This is a genomic window from Bacillus sp. IT-79MI2 (assembly GCF_949768135.1).
Taxonomy (GTDB): domain Bacteria; phylum Bacillota; class Bacilli; order Bacillales; family Bacillaceae_G; genus Bacillus_A; species Bacillus_A pseudomycoides.
The window spans coordinates 366,505-385,776 of the sequence record NZ_CATKPV010000051.1 but is presented as its reverse complement, the minus strand read 5'-3'; the positions used below and the strand labels follow the sequence as shown (position 1 = coordinate 385,776).

The 19,272-nt window shown below is 36.1% G+C and carries 18 protein-coding genes; 4 read left to right on the top strand and 14 right to left on the bottom strand.

Going from position 1 to position 19,272, the window contains the following annotated elements; translation table 11 throughout:
* Positions 1 to 41 precede the first annotated feature (41 nt).
* On the top strand, positions 42 to 407 hold the full coding sequence (locus tag ACM6HU_RS08875) for a YugN family protein (RefSeq protein ID WP_003199722.1): 366 nt from the start codon (positions 42 to 44) through the stop codon (positions 405 to 407).
* Between the two features lie 32 nt (positions 408 to 439).
* Here the strand turns inward: ACM6HU_RS08875 and ctaG are convergent, their stop codons facing one another.
* The 6 genes from ctaG to cyoE form a co-directional block, all read right to left on the bottom strand.
* Positions 440 to 1,345, bottom strand: coding sequence for a cytochrome c oxidase assembly factor CtaG (ctaG, locus tag ACM6HU_RS08870; RefSeq protein ID WP_016116056.1), 906 nt, complete (start codon positions 1,343 to 1,345; stop codon positions 440 to 442).
* 86 nt (positions 1,346 to 1,431) lie between these two features.
* Complete coding sequence (gene ctaF, locus ACM6HU_RS08865) at positions 1,432 to 1,770, bottom strand: cytochrome c oxidase subunit IVB (RefSeq protein WP_003199718.1); 339 nt, start codon at positions 1,768 to 1,770, stop codon at positions 1,432 to 1,434.
* 3 nt (positions 1,771 to 1,773) lie between these two features.
* The gene (gene ctaE, locus ACM6HU_RS08860) at positions 1,774 to 2,397 is read right to left on the bottom strand and encodes a cytochrome c oxidase subunit III (protein WP_003199716.1); all 624 of its coding nucleotides are present in this window, start codon (positions 2,395 to 2,397) and stop codon (positions 1,774 to 1,776) included.
* Positions 2,397 to 4,232, bottom strand: coding sequence for a cytochrome c oxidase subunit I (ctaD, locus tag ACM6HU_RS08855; protein WP_170927914.1), 1,836 nt, complete (start codon positions 4,230 to 4,232; stop codon positions 2,397 to 2,399). The genes ctaE and ctaD overlap by 1 nt, the downstream gene beginning before the upstream one ends.
* A 60-nt stretch (positions 4,233 to 4,292) precedes the next feature.
* Positions 4,293 to 5,342 (bottom strand): cytochrome c oxidase subunit II, encoded by a 1,050-nt coding sequence (coxB, locus tag ACM6HU_RS08850; protein WP_016116058.1) that lies wholly within the window; start codon positions 5,340 to 5,342, stop codon positions 4,293 to 4,295.
* Between the two features lie 96 nt (positions 5,343 to 5,438).
* Positions 5,439 to 6,362 (bottom strand): heme o synthase, encoded by a 924-nt coding sequence (gene cyoE / locus ACM6HU_RS08845; protein WP_016116059.1) that lies wholly within the window; start codon positions 6,360 to 6,362, stop codon positions 5,439 to 5,441.
* Positions 6,363 to 6,861: 499 nt separating this feature from the next.
* Here cyoE and ACM6HU_RS08840 point away from each other — a divergent pair, with 499 nt between their 5' ends.
* Positions 6,862 to 7,809: a COX15/CtaA family protein gene (locus ACM6HU_RS08840; RefSeq protein WP_016116060.1), complete on the top strand. Its 948-nt coding sequence runs from the start codon at positions 6,862 to 6,864 to the stop codon at positions 7,807 to 7,809.
* 75 nt (positions 7,810 to 7,884) lie between these two features.
* On the opposite strand, the gene pyc is transcribed toward ACM6HU_RS08840, so the two are convergent.
* The 3 genes from pyc to ACM6HU_RS08825 all read right to left on the bottom strand — a co-directional run bounded on the left by pyc (position 7,885) and on the right by ACM6HU_RS08825 (position 13,252).
* The gene (pyc, locus tag ACM6HU_RS08835; RefSeq protein ID WP_016116061.1) at positions 7,885 to 11,331 is read right to left on the bottom strand and encodes a pyruvate carboxylase; all 3,447 of its coding nucleotides are present in this window, start codon (positions 11,329 to 11,331) and stop codon (positions 7,885 to 7,887) included.
* A 329-nt stretch (positions 11,332 to 11,660) separates the two neighbouring features.
* Positions 11,661 to 12,839 (bottom strand): FtsW/RodA/SpoVE family cell cycle protein, encoded by a 1,179-nt coding sequence (locus tag ACM6HU_RS08830; protein WP_016116062.1) that lies wholly within the window; start codon positions 12,837 to 12,839, stop codon positions 11,661 to 11,663.
* A 125-nt stretch (positions 12,840 to 12,964) separates the two neighbouring features.
* A complete protein-coding gene (locus ACM6HU_RS08825) occupies positions 12,965 to 13,252 on the bottom strand; it encodes a YlaN family protein (protein ID WP_003199704.1) in 288 nt (95 codons plus the stop codon).
* Between the two features lie 153 nt (positions 13,253 to 13,405).
* Between ACM6HU_RS08825 and ACM6HU_RS08820 the strand changes: the two genes are divergently transcribed.
* The gene (locus ACM6HU_RS08820; RefSeq protein WP_016116063.1) at positions 13,406 to 13,903 is read left to right on the top strand and encodes a hypothetical protein; all 498 of its coding nucleotides are present in this window, start codon (positions 13,406 to 13,408) and stop codon (positions 13,901 to 13,903) included.
* A gap of 131 nt (positions 13,904 to 14,034) precedes the next feature.
* Here ACM6HU_RS08820 and ACM6HU_RS08815 read toward each other — a convergent pair whose 3' ends face one another.
* Both ACM6HU_RS08815 and ACM6HU_RS08810 read right to left on the bottom strand, forming a co-directional pair.
* Complete coding sequence (locus ACM6HU_RS08815; protein ID WP_016116064.1) at positions 14,035 to 15,363, bottom strand: PhoH family protein; 1,329 nt, start codon at positions 15,361 to 15,363, stop codon at positions 14,035 to 14,037.
* A gap of 277 nt (positions 15,364 to 15,640) precedes the next feature.
* Positions 15,641 to 16,096 carry a pyridoxamine 5'-phosphate oxidase family protein gene (locus tag ACM6HU_RS08810; RefSeq protein WP_088093643.1) on the bottom strand — a complete coding sequence of 152 codons (456 nt, stop codon included), beginning with the start codon at positions 16,094 to 16,096 and terminating at the stop codon, positions 15,641 to 15,643.
* Between the two features lie 142 nt (positions 16,097 to 16,238).
* Between ACM6HU_RS08810 and ACM6HU_RS08805 the strand changes: the two genes are divergently transcribed.
* Positions 16,239 to 16,439, top strand: coding sequence for a YlaI family protein (locus ACM6HU_RS08805; protein WP_016116066.1), 201 nt, complete (start codon positions 16,239 to 16,241; stop codon positions 16,437 to 16,439).
* Positions 16,440 to 16,475: 36 nt separating this feature from the next.
* Here the strand turns inward: ACM6HU_RS08805 and ACM6HU_RS08800 are convergent, their stop codons facing one another.
* The 3 genes from ACM6HU_RS08800 to typA all read right to left on the bottom strand — a co-directional run bounded on the left by ACM6HU_RS08800 (position 16,476) and on the right by typA (position 19,163).
* Complete coding sequence (locus ACM6HU_RS08800) at positions 16,476 to 16,751, bottom strand: hypothetical protein (protein WP_003199693.1); 276 nt, start codon at positions 16,749 to 16,751, stop codon at positions 16,476 to 16,478.
* Positions 16,752 to 16,766: 15 nt separating this feature from the next.
* On the bottom strand, positions 16,767 to 17,069 hold the full coding sequence (locus tag ACM6HU_RS08795) for a YlaH-like family protein (protein WP_016116067.1): 303 nt from the start codon (positions 17,067 to 17,069) through the stop codon (positions 16,767 to 16,769).
* 249 nt (positions 17,070 to 17,318) lie between these two features.
* Positions 17,319 to 19,163 (bottom strand): translational GTPase TypA, encoded by a 1,845-nt coding sequence (gene typA, locus ACM6HU_RS08790; protein ID WP_003199689.1) that lies wholly within the window; start codon positions 19,161 to 19,163, stop codon positions 17,319 to 17,321.
* Between the last annotated feature and the right edge of the window lie 109 nt (positions 19,164 to 19,272).

The window sequence follows — 19,272 nt, the reverse complement described above, 5'->3', positions numbered from 1 at the left end:
ATAAAATTAAAGGTTTTCAAATAAAGATAAGGAGGTATTCCATGCAATTTACAAATTCAAAACTTATAGGGGCGACCATTGATTTTACACTGCTCACGGAAGTTATGCAAAATCAACGTTTTGTACTTGCTGGACAGTGGGATTATGAGCGAGTTACATATGACTATAAATTTGAAATATTGAAGGATGTATATTACTTACGGATACAAGGCTTTGCGGTAGAAGGTGAAATCGGAGGACGCCATGCACAAGTTAAATTACTTCCACCATTGTTAGGAAAACATTATTATCCACATGGCGTTGAATATGGTGAGAATGAAGTTTTCCCTACAAACGTAATCCAAAAAAGCGAACAACTCTTGCAAAATATTGAAAAAAAACTGAAGGAATTTGCAGTTATAGAATAGTAAAGAAGGTGTATCCATGTGATACACCTTCTTTATTTTGGTTGCAAATAAGGAGGCACTTCCTGTAGTTGCTCCTCATCTTTTTTACGTTCTTTACGTGCCCATTTAAAAAACACATAGCCAATAATTGTACCATACACTATTTCCTGGACAATTTTCATAATGATACCGCCTGTTTGTTGATCTTGCACAATCGGCATCCAATGTAAAAATTCTGGTCCGGTTATGTTTAAATCACCCAATGTTCCCGCAGGTACACAGAGCTCCATCGCTTTCATCCACGCACTCGGATCCGTATATGTAGCAAACAACGATTCACTAGCAAATATGATTAGCGCACAAGCTGGTGTCAATAATACACCGTTCGCAAACATGTAACCAATTTTCTTTATTTCACTTAATGTTTGATACTCCGGTAATGGATTTAGCATAGGCCACCACATCATCATTGCTGTAAAAAATAAAACAGCAAGAAAAATAGGATGAGCAACTTGATTTTGCTTTACAGCATCAAAAACAACAGGCAAATGATAAATAGAAAATAATCCATTAAATACAAACAGAGCAATAAGCGGTTTTGTAAACATAGTCAATATCACTTGGATAAAACGGAAAGAGGTAATATATGTGTATAACCAAACTGGAATCCCCAATAACAATAATGGTGGTACAGCGATGTACATCACTGCCATTTCAAACATATGTGCACTAAATACAATATGTCCAAGTAAATCAATAGGCCCACCTTTTACAAGATACAACAGGATAATCCCAGTCGTAAAATAAAACATTTGCTTTTTATTTACCTTTTCTGCATTTTCGAGCCGATTTCTATACGGCCCGATAATAAGAAAGTAACAGATAAGGATAGACACCATAAAAAGTAAAAAGATCGGGCTCCATAAAGCTTGAAAACCAAATATCCATAAGTTGCCCATTTTACACCCACCCTTTCAATATGAACTCCTTACCCTCATAGGAAAAAGGGAGCGAAGATAACTTCAAGCTCCCTATCCTTTACTTTTTAAACCCAAACAATTGTCATAAAAGCTAAAATGGTTAACAACCCTATCAATAATCCAGAATATAAGAAAAAGGTTGCTGCTTCATGTCCCTTATGACTCATATGCATGAAATAATACAATTGAAATATTACTTGAACAACAGCTAATAGTAAAATAAATGGTACAGAGAAAAGAGGACTAAATGTTTTCGGATAAGCGACTGCCACAAAAGCTACAATCGTTAAGAAAATCATTAGACCAAATGTAATCACTTGATGTCTCATTTCCTCAGCACTTTTTTTTCTACGATAAACAAGATCTACTTTTGAGTTACTTGTATTTGTTTGCTTTATCGCCATTGTTTATCCCACCATTCCCATCAAGTATACTACAGTGAAAATAAACACCCAAACTACATCAATAAAGTGCCAGTAAATAGATGCGACGTAAAACTTTGGAGCATTATATAAATTCAGCCCGCGCTTCGCATTCCGAAAAACTAATGTTAAGATCCATAATAATCCGAACAATACGTGTAATCCATGAGTTCCAACAAGCGCATAAAACGCTGAACCAAATGCACTACTTCTCATCGTATGTTTGAATTCGTGTGTATAATGATAAAATTCATAAATCTCAAACCCTAAAAACCCTAATCCTAATAATACTGTAACAAGTAACCAAAGCTGCATTTGCTTAAAGTTAAAGTTCTTCATATGATACATCGCATACACGCTTGTTAAACTACTTGTTAACAAAAGCATCGTCATAATAAAGACAAGTGGCATTTGAAACATTTCTTGAGAAGTGGGGCCACCGTTTGTAGAATTTTTTAACGCTAAATATGTGCCAAATAAGGAAGCGAACAATACAGTTTCGCCTCCAAGAAATAGCCAAAATCCAACAAACTTATTTTTCCCCTCAAGGGTTGCTTTTTCAGGCTCTGCTGGAAACGTTTCATTTGTTAATTTTTCCTCTACATGCATTACGCTGTGCCCCCCTTGTCATCTAAATCTTCTTTATGAATATGATAACCATGATCATCAATTACTGAACGTAAGAACATTGCACCAAATGTAATGATAAGTCCAATAATTGCAACCAATAACCAAAACTTATCTTTCCCACCTTGCATGTACATCGCACCAAATGCTGCTATAAATAATCCAAGAGATATAACAAATGGTGAAAATGAAGAGTTTGGCATATGAATATCACTAACAGGCTCTGCTGGTGTTATTTCTTTATTCCCTTCACGTTTTTCAATCCAGAACGGATCTAATCCGCGAACGAATGGTAATTGTTTAAAATTGTATTCTGGTGTAGGTGCAGGCATTGTCCATTCTAATGTACGAGCATCCCACGGATCGCGGCCAGCTTTCTCTTTAGACAACGATGTTTTCACAACATTAAATAACAGAACAATCGTTCCTAGCCCCATAAATACAGCACCAATCGAACTAATTAAGTTCCCCGTTTCTAATCCTTGGCCTGGTAAATACGTAAAGTAGCGACGTGGCATACCAATTAAACCAAGGAAATGCTGGATAAAGAATGTTAAATGGAAGCCGATAAAGAACAACCAAAATGTTATTTTCCCCAAGGTTTCATTTAATACTTTGTTAAACATAAGTGGCCAATAATAATGTGCACCTGCTAATAGTCCAAATACAACTCCACCAACGATTACGTAGTGAAAATGCGCCACAACGAAATAGTTATCATGGAATTGATAGTCAGCTGGAGCCGAGGCAAGCATGACCCCTGTTACACCACCCATTACAAATGATGGAATAAAAGCAACAGCCCACATCATTGGCGTTGTAAACCTGATACTTCCACCCCACATTGTAAAGAGCCAGTTAAATATTTTAATACCAGTCGGAACTGCAATTGCCATTGTTGCAACTGAGAAAATAGCGTTCGCAACAGGTCCAAGACCAACTGTAAACATATGATGCGCCCATACCATAAATCCTAAAAATCCAATTAACACCGTTGCAAATACCATAGATGAGTAACCAAATAGTCGTTTTTTAGAGAATGTAGCGAAAATTTCTGAGAATATTCCGAAAGCTGGAAGGATAAGAATATACACTTCTGGGTGACCGAAGATCCAGAATAAATGTTCCCATATAATCGTGTTCCCCCCTAAAGCTGGGTTAAAGAAACTTGTGCCAAATAAGCGATCTAACATAAGTAGTGCTAATCCCACTGTTAATGGTGGGAAAGCAAATAAAATAAGTGAAGAAGTTACAAATGTTGTCCATGTAAACATTGGCATACGCATATATGTCATTCCAGGTGCACGCATATTAATAATTGTGACAAGGAAGTTAATACCACCAATCAGTGTACCTATACCTGATATTTGTAACCCTAGTACATAAAAATCAACACCATGTCCTTTAGAAGCAAGGGATAACGATGCATAAGATGTCCACCCTGCATCAGGTGCCCCTCCTAAAAACCAACTTAAGTTTAAAAATACTCCACCGAAGAAAAATAACCAAAATCCAAGTGAATTTAAAAATGGAAACGCCACATCCCGTGCCCCAATTTGAAGTGGTACAGCGGCGTTCATAAATGCAAACACGAGCGGCATAGCTGCGAGGAAAATCATTGTTGTACCGTGCATCGTTAATACTTGGTTATAAGCATCCCCAACAAGAAAAGCATTGTTTGGAATCGCTAATTGAAGACGGATAAATAATGCCTCTATTCCGCCAATGATAAAAAACAATCCACCTGCAATTAAATAGAGAATGGCAATTTTTTTATGGTCTACTGTCGTCAAATAATCCCATATAACAGCACCCATCCCCTGTTTTTTTGCTACAGAACTCACGTTTTCAACCTCCCCTTCGCAAATAATCCCTCTTTACTTCTCAACTTTTAACGTTTTCAAATATGCATTTAATGCGTCTACTTGATCATCCGTTAAGTTGCCATATTTACCAGTCATTTTATTTCCTGGCTTCATATTTTCAGGATCCTTTAACCATTTTTTTACGTTTTCTTCATTATTTTCAGCAATGCCGGCAACCATATCGCGATCAGCAAAGTTTGCTAGGTTTGGTGCGATACGTGCAGAAGGTGGTCTACTATCATTTGATCCAGTTGCATGACAACCAATACAGCTTTTGTTGAATATTTCTTGACCTTCTTGTTCTTTTGGAGAAGAAACTTCCTTCTTACCATCAAGTTTCTTCATATCAGCAATCCAATCTTTGTACTCGCTTTCATCAAGAGCCTTTACTTTAAATTGCATTAAAGAATGTGATGGGCCACAAAATTCTGTACAAAAACCATTATAAGTGCCTGATTTATCTGCCTTTAACCACATTTTATTGACATTATCCGTATTCGTATCCATTTTCCCAGCTAAAGATGGGACCCAAAACGAATGTTTAATGTCAGCACCTTTCAAATTCAAATATACTTTTTTACCTGTGGGGATAACTAGGTCTTGTGAAGTTACTATTTTTTCTGATTTGTAAGAAAATTCCCACCAATAAAGATTCGCTGTTACATCAACAACGATTGTGTCTTTATCAATATTCTTTTTCTCCATCGCACTTACATCAGCAAGTTTGAATGTATATGTAACAGTTGGAACAGCCAATATCAGCAAAAGAATAATCGGAATGACTGTCCATATAATTTCTAGTTTGTGATTTCCTTCAACTTGCTTTGGGATATAATCTTCTTGACCCTTCTTTTGTCGGAAACGCACAATTACATACAAGAAAATAATAGTAACTACAAGTACGACACCTACCATAATTGCACTTGCTAACAAGAGTAAATCATATTGCATTTTTGCTACTTCACCTTGCGGAATTAAAGTAGATTGAAAGGCTTTACCGCATCCCCCTAACAGTAAAGCCAGCAGTGAAACGAATGAAAGCAGTCGCCACTGTTTCTTCATACAAACAACCCCCACTTTCTTTGTGAATTAGATTGTACTTTATTTATAGTAAGTAAAGTAAATCTCAACGTAAAGAAATCCCCTCATGTCGTTGTCTTAGAAGAATGTAACTACAATCATTGACACAAATAAGATTGTCAAGTAATTCAAGGAGTAGACAAACATTTGTACGGACCATTTTATGTCATCCTTCTTACGGAATCCATAGAATCCTAATACGATCCATCCAATGTTAAGCAATGTTGCAATTACCATAAATGTTACTCCCAGTCCACTCATATAAAATGGTAGTGGTAATAAACATACTGTCCAAATCATGATTTGACGTTTTGTAATATCAAATCCATGTACAACAGGAAGCATGGGAATACCTGCATTTCGATATTCATCAACACGTTTCATCGCTAACGCGAGGAAATGTGGGATTTGCCAAATAAACATAATTAAAAATAGCATCCAAGCAATTGGATGATCTAAACTAGGATCAACTGCTGCCCAACCAATTAAAGGTGGAACTGCTCCAGATACACTACCTACTACTGTATTTAGTGTATATGCTCGTTTTGTCCATAATGAATACAAAACAACGTATGTGACAGCACCGATGAAACCTATAATTGCTGCCATTGGTGTTGTAAATAACAAGAATACAAAACCAAGAAGCAATAAAGTCATACCTAATGTTAACGCAAAACTAGGTTTATATTTTCCTGTTACTGTCGGACGATTTTTTGTCCGTTCCATTAAGTGATCGATATCCCGATCAATATAGTTATTCAAGCTACATGATCCTGCCATAATTAAAGCCGAGCCGACAATTGTAAAGAACATTTTATCCAAATGGTTCACAGCATTTAATCCATTAAAGTGTAAAGCCAACCAAAATCCTGTAAATACCGTAAGTGTATTCGAGTTTACAATCCCCATCTTAACGAGCGCTAATAAATCTTGTACACGTGTTGTTTCCGGCACATTTGTTATAGCTGACTCATCATGCAGCTCACTTGTTGCATGGTTCATCATTTCAACCCCCTCTTAAAACTTTCATCCTTCTTTCGCGTCTTTACTTTACAAAAGTATTACGCTTCTATATAGCAATATTATTACAGTAGAAATGTTGTTTTCTCACTCTACTACTAATCTACGCTCATACTCGAGTATATTAAATCATATTTCCCTAACAATTTGTGAAGAAAACGTGAACTTTTTGTGTCGAATGACAAAAAAGTTTCTCCCATTACTTCCTAATCATAACATGAGGTTACCTTCTATAATAAACTATTTTGTCATATTTAGCATATATTCTTCCCATTTCTTTTTATAATAGAAATAACTTCTCCTAAAATATGTAATTTAAACCCCGTTTTTTTCTTATTTCAAACTCTTTATCCCCCTTCTCCATTTCTTTGCTATTTTATTATTTTTTATATATCATAGGACTGTAGCGCGTTTTGTTCTATAAAATTGATGGAATGAAAATATTTCGCAATAACTTCATACAGAAAGATGGTGAAACAGATTGCAACGCTTTATTAAATGGTTAGCAGTCATTACAAGCCTCGACTTACTAGGGGTTTTATTAGGAGGGGCTTTAGTTACAAAAACAGGTTCAGGTCAAGGATGCGGTAAATCTTGGCCACTTTGTAATGGTGAACTCGTTCCCTCTAATCTATCAATGGAAACGATTATTGAACTAAGTCACCGCTTAACATCAGGATCGGCAGGAATTCTCGTTACACTTCTTTGTATCCTATCCTGGAAATATTATAAACATGTACGTGAAACAAAAACGCTAGCTGTTTTATCTTTCGTATTTTTAGTGGCACAAGCACTCATGGGAGCTGCCGCAGTTGTTTGGGGACAAGTACCTGCTGTATTAGCTATTCATTTTGGTATTTCCTTAATTTCGTTTGCTTCTGTCATTTTACTAACGTGCCTTATTTTTGAAATCGACAAAAAATTCGATGCACGTTCTCTCATTATGGACAAAAAAATGAAATTTCATATTTACGGTGTAACAATTTACAGTTATATTGTCGTCTATACAGGAGCTTTAGTACGTCACGAGCGTGCAAGTTTAGCTTGTCCAGACTTTCCACTTTGTAGTAAAAACAGACCATGGCCTACTCAATTGCATGAATGGGTTCAAATGGGACACAGGGTTGCCGCAATATTAATATTTGCTTGGATCCTATACGCAATGATTGTTGCTATTCGTCACTATAAACAGCACCGGGTTGTATATTGGGGATGGATTATCTCATTTATTCTCGTTACACTTCAAGCAATTGTTGGTATTTTAGTCGTTTATACTAATGCAAGTTTATCAATGGCATTGTTACATTCACTCTTTATTTCTTGTCTCTTTGCTGTATTATGCTATTTAGTCATGTTAGGTACACGAAGCACAGCAAATGCAAAAGAGGCACACCCATCAACTACAACGCAAAATAAACAATCGTTTTAATAACTTGCCACTGTGGCAAGTTATTATTTTTATATAAAGAAAAGAGCTGCCTTCAAGCAACTCTTTTCTTTATTATTATTGTTCTAGTTCAATAAGTAAATCGCCTGTTTGAATCGCATCGCCATCTTTTACATATACTTTCTTCACTTTTCCATTGAATGGCGCCTGAACCGTCGTTTCCATCTTCATCGCTTCTGTAATTGCCATGGAATCGCCTTTTTTCACTTCATCACCTTCATTTACAACAACTTTAATAACCGTTCCCGGCATTGTTGCACTAATATGATTTGGATTCTCACGATTCCCTTTCACACGCTGTGCGACTGTTGATTTAACACTTTCATCTTTCACAACAATTTCACGCGGTTGCCCGTTAAATTCAAAGTAAAGTACACGTGTCCCATCTGGTTGTGGTTCACCAATTGATACTAATTTAACCATTAATGTTTTACCACGTTCAATTTCCACACCAATTTCTTCACCAAGCCTCATACCATAGAAGAATGTTGGCGTATCGAGTACAGACACGTTTCCATAAAGCCCAGCGACTTTTTCATAATCCATAAATACTTTTGGATATAATGCATATGCAACAACATCAAAAATCGTTACTTCACGTCCAAGTTTATGGAACAACTCTTCTTTTAAAGCATCGAAGTCCACTGGTTCTAACAATTCCCCTGGTCTTACTGTTAATGGCTCTTTCCCTTTTAAAATGATTTTTTGTAATTCTTTCGGGAAGCCACCATATGGTTGTCCAAGATCTCCAGAGAACATTTCCACAACAGAACCTGGGAAATCTAAAGAATGTCCACGCTCAAAAATGTCTTGTTCTGTAAGGTGATTTTGTACCATAAATAGCGCCATGTCGCCAACAACTTTTGATGATGGTGTTACTTTTACAATATCACCAAACATATCATTTACACGGCGATACATCACTTTCACTTCATCAAATCGGTCTCCTAAACCAACTGCTTTCGCTTGTTGTTGGAGGTTACTATATTGACCACCTGGCATTTCATGCATATATACCTCTGTATGAGGTGCATTCATACCACTTTCAAATGGTGCATAATATTTACGAACATCCTCCCAGTAATATGAAAGTTTTTCTAATGAATCCACATTAACATCTGGTTGTCTTTCATTTCCACCTAGCGCATAATATAACGTATTTGCACTTGGTTGTGATGTTAGACCTGCCATTGAGCTTACAGCTACATCGACAATATCAACACCTGCTTCAATTGCTTTCGTATACGTTAAAACACCATTTCCACTTGTATCATGCGTATGAAGGTGAATCGGAATCGATACCGTTTCTTTTAAAGCAGAAACTAAATCATAGGCTGCATTTGGTTTTAATAATCCAGCCATATCTTTAATACCTAGAATATGTGCTCCTGACGCTTCCAATTCTTTCGCTAAGTTTTTATAATAATTTAAGTCATATTTACTGCGCATTGGGTCATGGATATCCCCTGTATAACACATAGTTGCCTCTGCAATTTTACCACTCTCTCTTACAGCATCAATTGCAACTCTCATACCTTCCACCCAGTTTAAGCTATCAAAAATACGGAATACATCGATACCAGCTTGTGCTGAACATTCTACAAATTTTTGAATTAAATTATCTGGATAGTTTTTATAACCAACCGCATTTGATGAACGAAGAAGCATTTGGAATAAAACATTTGGCATTCTTTCACGAAGTTCTAATAGTCGTTCCCATGGATCTTCTTTTAAGAAACGATACGCAACATCAAACGTTGCACCGCCCCACATTTCCGCTGAGAATAAATTCGGTAACATTCTAGCTGTCGGTTCAGCAATTTGGTTTAAATCTTTTGTACGAAGACGTGTTGCAAGTAATGATTGGTGCGCATCTCGGAATGTTGTATCTGTTAAAAGTACACGTTTTTGATCTTGCACCCATTTTACTAATCCATCCGCTCCGCGTTCGTCTAAAATTTGTTTTGTTCCATCTTGAATCGATTCATAATGTTTTACATTTGGTATACGTGCATCTGGGAAAATTGGCTTCTCTGTCTTCCCTACTCCTGGGAAACCATTTACTGTTACCGTACCAACATAACTTAACATCTTTGTTCCACGGTCTTTACGTTTTGGAAACACGAACAGTTCAGGTGATGCATCAATAAATGACGTATCATATTCTCCTGACAAGAAGTTTTTATGTTTTACTACATTCTCTAAGAATGGAATGTTTGTTTTAATACCACGAATACGAAACTCTTTTAAGTTGCGCTCCATTTTCGCAGCCGCTTGTTCAAATGTAAGCGCCCAAGTTGTTACTTTTACAAGTAATGAATCATAGTACGGTGTAATAACAGCCCCTTGGAAACTGTTACCTGTGTCAAGACGAACGCCAAAACCACCACCAGAACGATACGCCATAATTTTCCCTGTATCAGGCATAAAATTATTAAGCGGATCTTCTGTTGTTACACGAGATTGAATCGCATAACCATGCACAATAACGTCTTCTTGTTTTGGTATGCTTACGATTTGGCTATGTAAAGCGTGTCCATCTGCAATTAAAATTTGTGACTGAACAATATCAATGCCTGTAATCATCTCTGTAATTGTATGTTCTACTTGAACACGTGGATTTACTTCAATGAAATAAAAGTCATCGCCTTTTACAAGGAACTCAACCGTACCAGCATTTAAATAATTTACATTTTTCGTTAACTGTACCGCTGCTTCACAAATACGATGACGAAGATCATCTGAAAGTGACACGCTTGGCGCAATTTCAACTACTTTTTGATGACGACGTTGTACAGAGCAATCACGCTCATATAAATGCACAACATTTCCTTCTTCATCTGCTAATATTTGAACTTCTATATGTTTAGGTTTTTCAACGAATTTTTCAACATACACTTCATCATTACCAAAAGCTGCTTTCGCTTCTGATTTTGCACGATCATAAGATTCTTTTAATTCATCACCGCTACGTACAATACGCATACCGCGGCCACCACCACCAAGGGAGGCTTTAATAATTATCGGGTAATCATACTTCTTAGCAAACTCTTCAACTTCTTCTAGTGAATTAATAGGTCCATCGCTGCCAGGAATAACTGGAATATTTGCTAATTGCGCTTGTGCTCTTGCTTTCACTTTATCTCCAAACATATCTAAATGTTTGCTCTTTGGTCCGATAAAGATAATCCCTTCTTCTTCACAACGTCTAGCAAATTGGATATTTTCTGACAAGAAACCATATCCAGGGTGAATTGCATCCACGTGATTGCTTTTCGCAATCTCAATAATACCTTCAATATCAAGGTAAGCATCGATTGGTTTTTTGCCTTCTCCCACTAAATAAGATTCATCTGCTTTATAGCGATGGTAAGAACCGCTATCCTCTTTTGAATAAATTGCAACTGTATTTAATCCAAGTTCTGAACAAGCTCGGAATACACGAATTGCAATTTCTCCACGGTTAGCTACTAAAACTTTTTGAATACGTTGCAGCTTTGTCATGATTTTCCCCCTCTACTTTCCTACCACTTTAGAGATTAAATAGGTACACGCTCTAAAAGCGTGAAGTTCTTCACTTTCTTTTCTAAACTATACTCGGAAAGCTTCACCTTATTTTTATACATCATACCTTATTTTTTAACAAATGATAAGTTTTCTAATCAATTTGTTTCACAAAAATAGTATAGCACAACTCTTCTTTTTCTGACAGTTTTATTGTATAACACATTAAAACACTTATGACACACTATTGTTATTTAAACCAAACAAAGTATAACTCATTAAAAAACAACATAATAAAAAGGTTTTGTGTCATCAAACACAAAACCTTTTTATTTCACAACAACAAGATGTGGCTCACCTTGTTGTTTTTTCTCATATATTTCTTTTTGTTGCTTCTCTTGTCGTTTCACATAACTCCCTAAGTTCAACAATATACCCATTGCAAATAGATTCGCCATTAAAGAACTACCACCATAACTGACAAATGGCAAAGGCACACCAGTAAGAGGCATTAGCCCAGACATACCACCAATGTTAACAAACGTTTGCACCCCAAACAGGCTAGCAATGCCTATAGCAATTAAACTTCCAAATGGATCTTTACACTTTTGAGCAATTCGGAATGCACGAATGATAATGAGTAACAAACTAATTAAAATAATCGCTACACCAATAAAACCAAGTTCTTCAGATATAATTGCCATAATAAAGTCCGTGTGTGGCTCAGGTAAATACCCAAATTTTTGTATACTATTACTAAGTCCTCTACCATTCAGTCCACCTGAAGCAATTCCAACAAAGGAATTCACCAGCTGAAATCCATCACCCTGTGGATCATCAAATGGATTTAAAAACACCGCAAAACGTGCTTTTTGATAAGGTTTCAATGCATAATTACCAACTAAGTATAAAAGCGGAATCCATACAATTGTGCTTAATGCAAGACGCTTTATCCACTTGTTAATCGGAACCCCTGAACAAAGAAACATAATTCCGACAATACCTATGATTAACAAAACTGTTCCTAAATCATTTTGTTTACGAATTAAAACCAATATTAATCCTATAAACATAATCGTACCTGCTGATCCCTTCCAAACTGAAGTATCAGTTTCTTGCCTTCTCGCAAAGAAACGCGCGAGTACAATAATGATAGCAATTTTAACAAATTCAGCGGGCTGTATACCGAATACCCATGCTTGCGCACCATTTACTTTCTTTCCAATCAATAATGCTAACGCTAGCAATCCAATACTACCTGTCATCATTAATAACAAAACAATTCGTTTTCTCCAAACGTGGTACGGAATAGCAACGATAATTCCTAACCCTACGGTTCCAACAGCTAGAGCAAGTAATTGTCTTTTAAAAAAGTAATTTGCTGGCCAGTTATGCCTTGAAATCGCAACAATGGAACTAGAACTATATACCATTATAACTCCCAACACACATAAAATAATAAGAGGAAGTAATAATGAATAATCCATCGATTTCCATACTCTTTTCATTTCATTTCCTCTTTCTGTTTCAATTTAATTATTGTTGTATTCCATATGTATCAGAATTCTTCCTGCTTTATTATACAAATAAAAAGCTCAAACCTAGTCAGTTTGAGCCCCCTTATTTGAACCCTTTATTGTTGTTTGTTTGTAAATGCTTCATGAAGTGCTGATAATTCCCGTTCGAGCTCTCCTAACATTTCTTTCCCTTGCTCTTCTGTAATAAGACCAAGACGAACCGCAAAGTCAACTTCACGGGATAGTCCAAACATTTGCGTGTCCAACACTTCTTCATATAATGGACATTGCGGCATCGTAAGGTGGTCCATTTGCACCTTAATAAGTCTTAAAATCTTTTCCGCATCCGCTTTTAGAAGGGCAAGTGCCTTTTCCTGATGATTTGCTACTGTCTCAGACGCCAAATTGATTCCCTCCGTTTCCGTCCTACTCTTCTATCCTATCTATTAATATTAGCGATAGTCTTAATAAATTGCAATAGAAACATTTTTTGTGACAATCGTGTCTAATGCTATTATACTGAAAAGTGGGAGCATAATACAAATGGGGGAACAACAATGAGTGAAATTTTATTTATAAATGGAAAAGTACGCTTTCCGATCACACTTGACCCAAGCGTTTGGATTTTTGATGATCGAAAAGTAGATTTAACAACTTACTTCACCGAAACGAAAGAAGAAAAATCAGAATTAGAAGACTATCTCAAGCACACTTCCGAACATTGGGATCGTGAAATCCGTGATGGTGCCGCTTTTCCACCTATTCAAAAAAGCGTAAAAAAATTTAAAAAGGAACAGCTTATTTCAGGAACGTTTGGCATACCACTTCATCCATTTTTCAAAAATGCTGAAATTACAGCTGAAGCAACACATGTTGAAATCCATGCATTGCATGATTCAATCACACTTTCATTAGAAGAAGCAAACAATGTTATTCTTGGATTTTCAAAAGATGGAAAACCATTACGAGAAGATGGACCTGTCCACCTTTACTTTGGTGACGGCTCTAATATAAACAATCCAATTCGAAATATCCGTAAGTTTACAATTATTTAAAAAAGGAGTAGGCAAAAGCCACTCCTTTTTTTCCACTCTTTGCGGTCAGAAGTATTCCCACCTCAAAATTTAACAACAGCAAAACAGTTAGACTTCGGCTGATGAAATCCCTCACTGATTAAAGTTTCACTTTATAATAAGTCCGCTGCTAGTTGTGCTAAATTAGAACGCTCTCCTTTTACAAACTTTACATGTCCGCTAATTTTTTGTTCTTTAAATTTCTCTACAACATACGTTAAACCATTATTATATTCATCTAAGTAAGGATGATCAATTTGTTGCGGATCTCCCATTAATACAATTTTACTTTTTTCTCCAACCCTTGTTAATATTGTTTTCACTTCATGTTTCGTTAAATTTTGCGCCTCATCAATAATAATAAATTGATCTGGAATACTTCGTCCTCGTATATAAGTAAGCGCCTCTACTTCAATTGAACCCATACCCGCTAAAATCGCATCTAATTCGCCTGGTTTTTTTGTATTAAATAAATACTCTAGATTATCGAAAATTGGCTGCATCCACGGTCTTAACTTTTCTTCTTTTTCTCCTGGTAAATATCCGATATCCTTACCAACTGGAACAATCGGCCGAGCAACAAGGAGTTTTTTGTACAATCCTAGATCCTCCGTTTGCATAAGACCAGCAGCTAACGCGAGTAAGGTTTTACCAGTTCCTGCTTTCCCTGTTAACGTTACGAGTGGAATATCTTCACGAAGCAACAATTCTAATCCCATAATTTGCTGCACATTCCGCGGGCGTATTCCCCAAACTTGCTCATTATGAAAAATAAGTTTCTTCACTTTTTTCCCTGAATAATCAACAATTCCAAGTGCAGAGCTAGAACCCCCTAATGCATCTTTCATCACGATAAATTGATTTGGATAAAATGGATGATTTGCAATTTCCGATAAAGGAAGTTCTCCTTTTTCATAAAAATAATTTAGCTGTTCTTTTGATATGTAACCTTCTAAAAAACCTGAATATATATTTTCCACTTCAATTACACGATCACTTAAATAATCTTCAGCTTGTAAACCAAGAGCATCTGCTTTTACTCTCACAAGTACATCTTTACTTACTAAAATGACAGACTTTCCATTCTCTTTCTCTTGCTCTTCTAAGAATAAATTTTTCGCAACAGCTAAAATACGATTATCGTTTGTTTTTTCAACAAAAATATCTTGCAGTTGAACAAATGAGCGATGGTTTAATTCAATACGAAATGTCCCTCCATTTTCAAGAGGTATACTCTCATGCAGTTTTCCTAATTCGCGAAATTTATCTATCAATTTAGATACATAACGAGCATTTCGTCCGACTTCATCCATGTAGCGTTTTTTCGAATCAACCTCTTCTAATACAACTGCTGGAATCACTACCTCATTTGTTTCAAAAGAAAAAATAGATAAAGGATCCTGCAAAAGTACATTCGTATCTAACACATAAATTTTATCCAACCTGTTACCCCCTGACTCCACTTTTAAATTTGTAGAACAAGGGTTTCATCCATGATCATCATATGGACGAACCATTGTTATAATTATATGTAATGTATTAACGAGGTAGAATCGAAATTCATATAAATTAAAACTTTTCTTAATCATTTTTCTCATTCATAACTAGGTATCGTATTCATTCGTCAAAATTTATATTCTAACATGTAGCAAAGATTCCTTATTCACTCAGGTTAAAATAGCAGAAAAGGATGAACAACCATAATGCTCATCCACTTTTCTACAATTCTTTCATCGCCGTTAAAACTTGATTATCAAGTTTTTCAGCAGCACGAAGATCATATGTTTTTTCATATGTTGGTTCCGAAGCAAGCTTTGCTCCATAAAACATAACATCACGTACTTCTTGAACAGATACTTCTACTGCAGTTAATTTGAGTGGACTGCCATCCAATCTCTCCTTTAAAATCTTTGCTTCACCGCTAATGGAAAATACAGATTCATTTGCCATTACAGTGAGTACAAGCCCTGCATGATGGCGCAAATTTTCCGCAATACGAGAGCGTTGATCAATCGCAAATCGAATACTTGTCTCATTTATTGCATATACCCATGAAATAGCACTTACATTCGGAACAGCCTTTTCAAAATCAATTGTTGCAATTGTTATAATGCGTCCTTCACGTAAAGATTGAACTAAAGAATCTGTCAATGTAGGTTCTACTACATTTGCCATATTTCCACCTCCAAAATTTTATTTATCTTAATGATAACTTATTTTTCGAATTGCGAAAATATTATTTTTTCCCCCTATAGTTCAAAAATATCAAATTTACATGATATACTTATATCGATAGAATTTGTATTGAGGTGACGAAATGAGAGTCAAATGCATGCTTTGTGATAAAAAAGAAGAGTTAGATGACGAAAATCCTATGGCCAAAAGGCTTCGTAACCGTCCTATTCATACATATATGTGCATGGAATGCACAGAACGTATTGCAGAACGTACAATGGAACGCCATGCAACTGGAAATTTCCACTTATATCGTGATAAAACAATAGAAGATGAGTGGTAAACTGTCAAATAAGTCCTTAATCATTCAGATGAGGGCTTATTTATATTTCTCCGGCTCTCGTTTCATTTGATCTAAGAAACAATCTATAAGCTCTATCGGAAATCTTGTAGAATGTTTTTCTCCTTCTTGTTCATATGTAACCAAATACATATCTTCTTTTTTTTCCACCGTTACATCTCTTAATTGATGATCTTCATGTAACATGTTATGAAACAGTAAATATGTTTCTTGCGCAGCTGCATCATGCGGGCGTGCTTCCGCGACAGTTTTAATTGTTAGCCAATTATATAACGCATCTTGTACAGAACGCATGAAACATCCCCCCCTTTAACCCACTCTTTGTTGCTTTGCTTGGCGTAAGCGTAATCTATAAATACCGAATACAATCGCTGTCACAACAAGTCCTTCTCCTACTGGTAAAAACACTCCCAAAAAAGTTAAAACTGTACATCCAATTGCTAAGGATACATAAATCACAATGTTTTTTAGTAACGGTAACTTCCTAGCAAATCCTAAATTATATACGAGTGCACTTAGTATAATCATTGTACCGTAAAGCTGCCACATCCCTACTTCTGGATTCACATCTACATTGTATAACTTTGCAAAAAATGACATTCTCTCTAGCATTATACTTCTCCCCTTCATCTAGCAAAGATGAATAAAAATCCCCCTATCTAAAATAAAGATAGAAAATAATCCATATCGGCCAAATTCATTCAACTAACTAACAGCACCTTACTTCTTAATTTTTAAATTCTATGTTGTCTACTATAAGATTACCTTGTAGAAAAAATACTGTCTAGATAAAAGATTAAATTTTCGAAAAATAAGCAAATTAAAAAAGCTGCCTTTTTAATGAAAAGGCAGCTTTATCTTTTACGCTTCTACAGATTTCTTTTTCTTAGCAGCTCTTTCGCGCTCGCTCTTATCAAGAATCTTTTTGCGAAGACGGATTGATTCTGGTGTTACTTCACAGTACTCATCGTCATTTAAGTATTCTAATGACTCTTCTAATGTCATGATACGAGGTTTTTTCATTGTTGACGTTTGGTCTTTTGTTGCAGAACGAATGTTAGTTTGTTGTTTCATTTTTACAACGTTAACTGTTAAATCATTCTCACGTGTATGCTCCCCAACAATCATACCTGTATATACTTCTGTACCTGGTTCAACGAAGATTACACCACGGTCTTCAACTTGCATAATACCGTATTGTGATGCTTTTCCTGTTTCAAGTGAAACTAGAACACCTTGACGACGTCCACCAACTTGTCCAGCATGTACTGGCTGATAGCTATCGAATGTATGGTTTAAAATACCGTAACCACGTGTTAAAGTTAAGAACTCTGTTGTATAACCAATTAGGCCACGTGCTGGAACCATAAACGTCAGACGAACTTGACCGTTTCCGTTATTCACCATATCTAACATTTCACCTTTACGTGCACCCATTGACTCCATAATAGAACCAGTATACTCTTCTGGCACGTCAATTTGTACGCGCTCTACAGGCTCACATCTTACACCATCAACATCTCTAATAATTACTTCTGGTTTAGATACTTGTAATTCATATCCTTCACGACGCATGTTCTCAATTAAGATTGATAAGTGCAACTCTCCACGTCCAGATACAATCCATGCATCAGGAGAATCTGTGTTATCTACACGTAAGCTTACATCTGTTTCTAGCTGTGCACGAAGACGCTCTTCAATTTTACGAGATGTAATATATTTACCTTCACGACCTGCAAATGGGCTGTTATTTACAAGGAATGTCATTTGTAATGTTGGCTCATCGATACGTAGTAATGGTAATGCCTCTTGATGCTCAACTGGACATACTGTTTCACCAACGTTGATGTCTTCCATACCTGAAACAGCTACTAAGTCTCCAGCTTTTGCTTCTTCAATTTCTTGGCGTTTTAATCCAATGTAACCAAATAATTTAGTTACACGGAATTGTTTTACACTTCCGTCAACCTTCATTAATGCTACTTGTTGTCCTACTTTCATTGTACCGCGGAATACACGGCCAACCCCAATACGGCCAACATAGTCATTGTAATCAAGAAGTGCTACTTGGAATTGAAGTGGCTCTTCGCTATTATCAATTGGTGCTGGAATATGTTCAATGATTGTGTCAAATAATGATTTCATATTCTCTTCTTGATTTGCTGGGTTTGAATCTAAGCTTGCTGTTCCATTCATTGCTGATGCGAATACAACAGGGAACTCTAATTGATCTTCGTTTGCACCAAGCTCAATGAATAAGTCAATTACTTCGTCAACCACTTCATCAGGACGAGCAAAGTCACGGTCAATTTTGTTTACAACCACGATCGGAGTTAAGTTTTGTTCTAATGCTTTCTTTAAAACAAATCGTGTTTGAGGCATACAACCTTCGTATGCATCAACAACAAGTAAAACACCATCAACCATTTTCATAATACGCTCTACTTCACCACCGAAGTCAGCGTGTCCAGGTGTATCTAAAATGTTAATTCGTTTATCTTCATAATGAATCGCTGTATTTTTCGCTAAAATGGTAATACCGCGTTCTCTTTCTAAATCATTTGAATCCATTGCACGCTCTTCTACGTGCTCATTTGCACGAAACGTCCCCGCTTGACGTAATAATTGGTCAACAAGTGTTGTTTTACCATGGTCAACGTGGGCGATAATTGCTATATTGCGTAAATCTTGTCGTTTTTTCAACATGTCCAACTCCTAGTGTCTTTTTAATCCTTCTCTATTATAAGAGCGAAGGTGATACAATGGCAATCAAAATAAAATCAAGAATGAAAATATAGTTGTATTCTTACTTTTG

Excerpts from the sequence above, each read along its gene's own strand:
- ACM6HU_RS08875 (WP_003199722.1), top strand. The coding sequence starts at position 42 with ATGCAATTTACAAATTCAAAACTTATAGGGGCGACCATTGATTTTACA.
- ctaG (WP_016116056.1), bottom strand. The coding sequence starts at position 1,345 with ATGGGCAACTTATGGATATTTGGTTTTCAAGCTTTATGGAGCCCGATC.
- ctaF (WP_003199718.1), bottom strand. The coding sequence starts at position 1,770 with ATGGCGATAAAGCAAACAAATACAAGTAACTCAAAAGTAGATCTTGTT.
- ctaE (WP_003199716.1), bottom strand. The coding sequence starts at position 2,397 with ATGCATGTAGAGGAAAAATTAACAAATGAAACGTTTCCAGCAGAGCCT.
- ctaD (WP_170927914.1), bottom strand. The coding sequence starts at position 4,232 with ATGGGTGCTGTTATATGGGATTATTTGACGACAGTAGACCATAAAAAA.
- coxB (WP_016116058.1), bottom strand. The coding sequence starts at position 5,342 with ATGAAGAAACAGTGGCGACTGCTTTCATTCGTTTCACTGCTGGCTTTA.
- cyoE (WP_016116059.1), bottom strand. The coding sequence starts at position 6,362 with ATGAACCATGCAACAAGTGAGCTGCATGATGAGTCAGCTATAACAAAT.
- pyc (WP_016116061.1), bottom strand. The coding sequence starts at position 11,331 with ATGACAAAGCTGCAACGTATTCAAAAAGTTTTAGTAGCTAACCGTGGA.
- ACM6HU_RS08830 (WP_016116062.1), bottom strand. The coding sequence starts at position 12,839 with ATGAAAAGAGTATGGAAATCGATGGATTATTCATTATTACTTCCTCTT.
- ACM6HU_RS08820 (WP_016116063.1), top strand. The coding sequence starts at position 13,406 with ATGAGTGAAATTTTATTTATAAATGGAAAAGTACGCTTTCCGATCACA.
- ACM6HU_RS08810 (WP_088093643.1), bottom strand. The coding sequence starts at position 16,096 with ATGGCAAATGTAGTAGAACCTACATTGACAGATTCTTTAGTTCAATCT.
- ACM6HU_RS08805 (WP_016116066.1), top strand. The coding sequence starts at position 16,239 with ATGAGAGTCAAATGCATGCTTTGTGATAAAAAAGAAGAGTTAGATGAC.
- ACM6HU_RS08800 (WP_003199693.1), bottom strand. The coding sequence starts at position 16,751 with ATGCGTTCTGTACAAGATGCGTTATATAATTGGCTAACAATTAAAACT.
- ACM6HU_RS08795 (WP_016116067.1), bottom strand. The coding sequence starts at position 17,069 with ATGCTAGAGAGAATGTCATTTTTTGCAAAGTTATACAATGTAGATGTG.
- typA (WP_003199689.1), bottom strand. The coding sequence starts at position 19,163 with ATGTTGAAAAAACGACAAGATTTACGCAATATAGCAATTATCGCCCAC.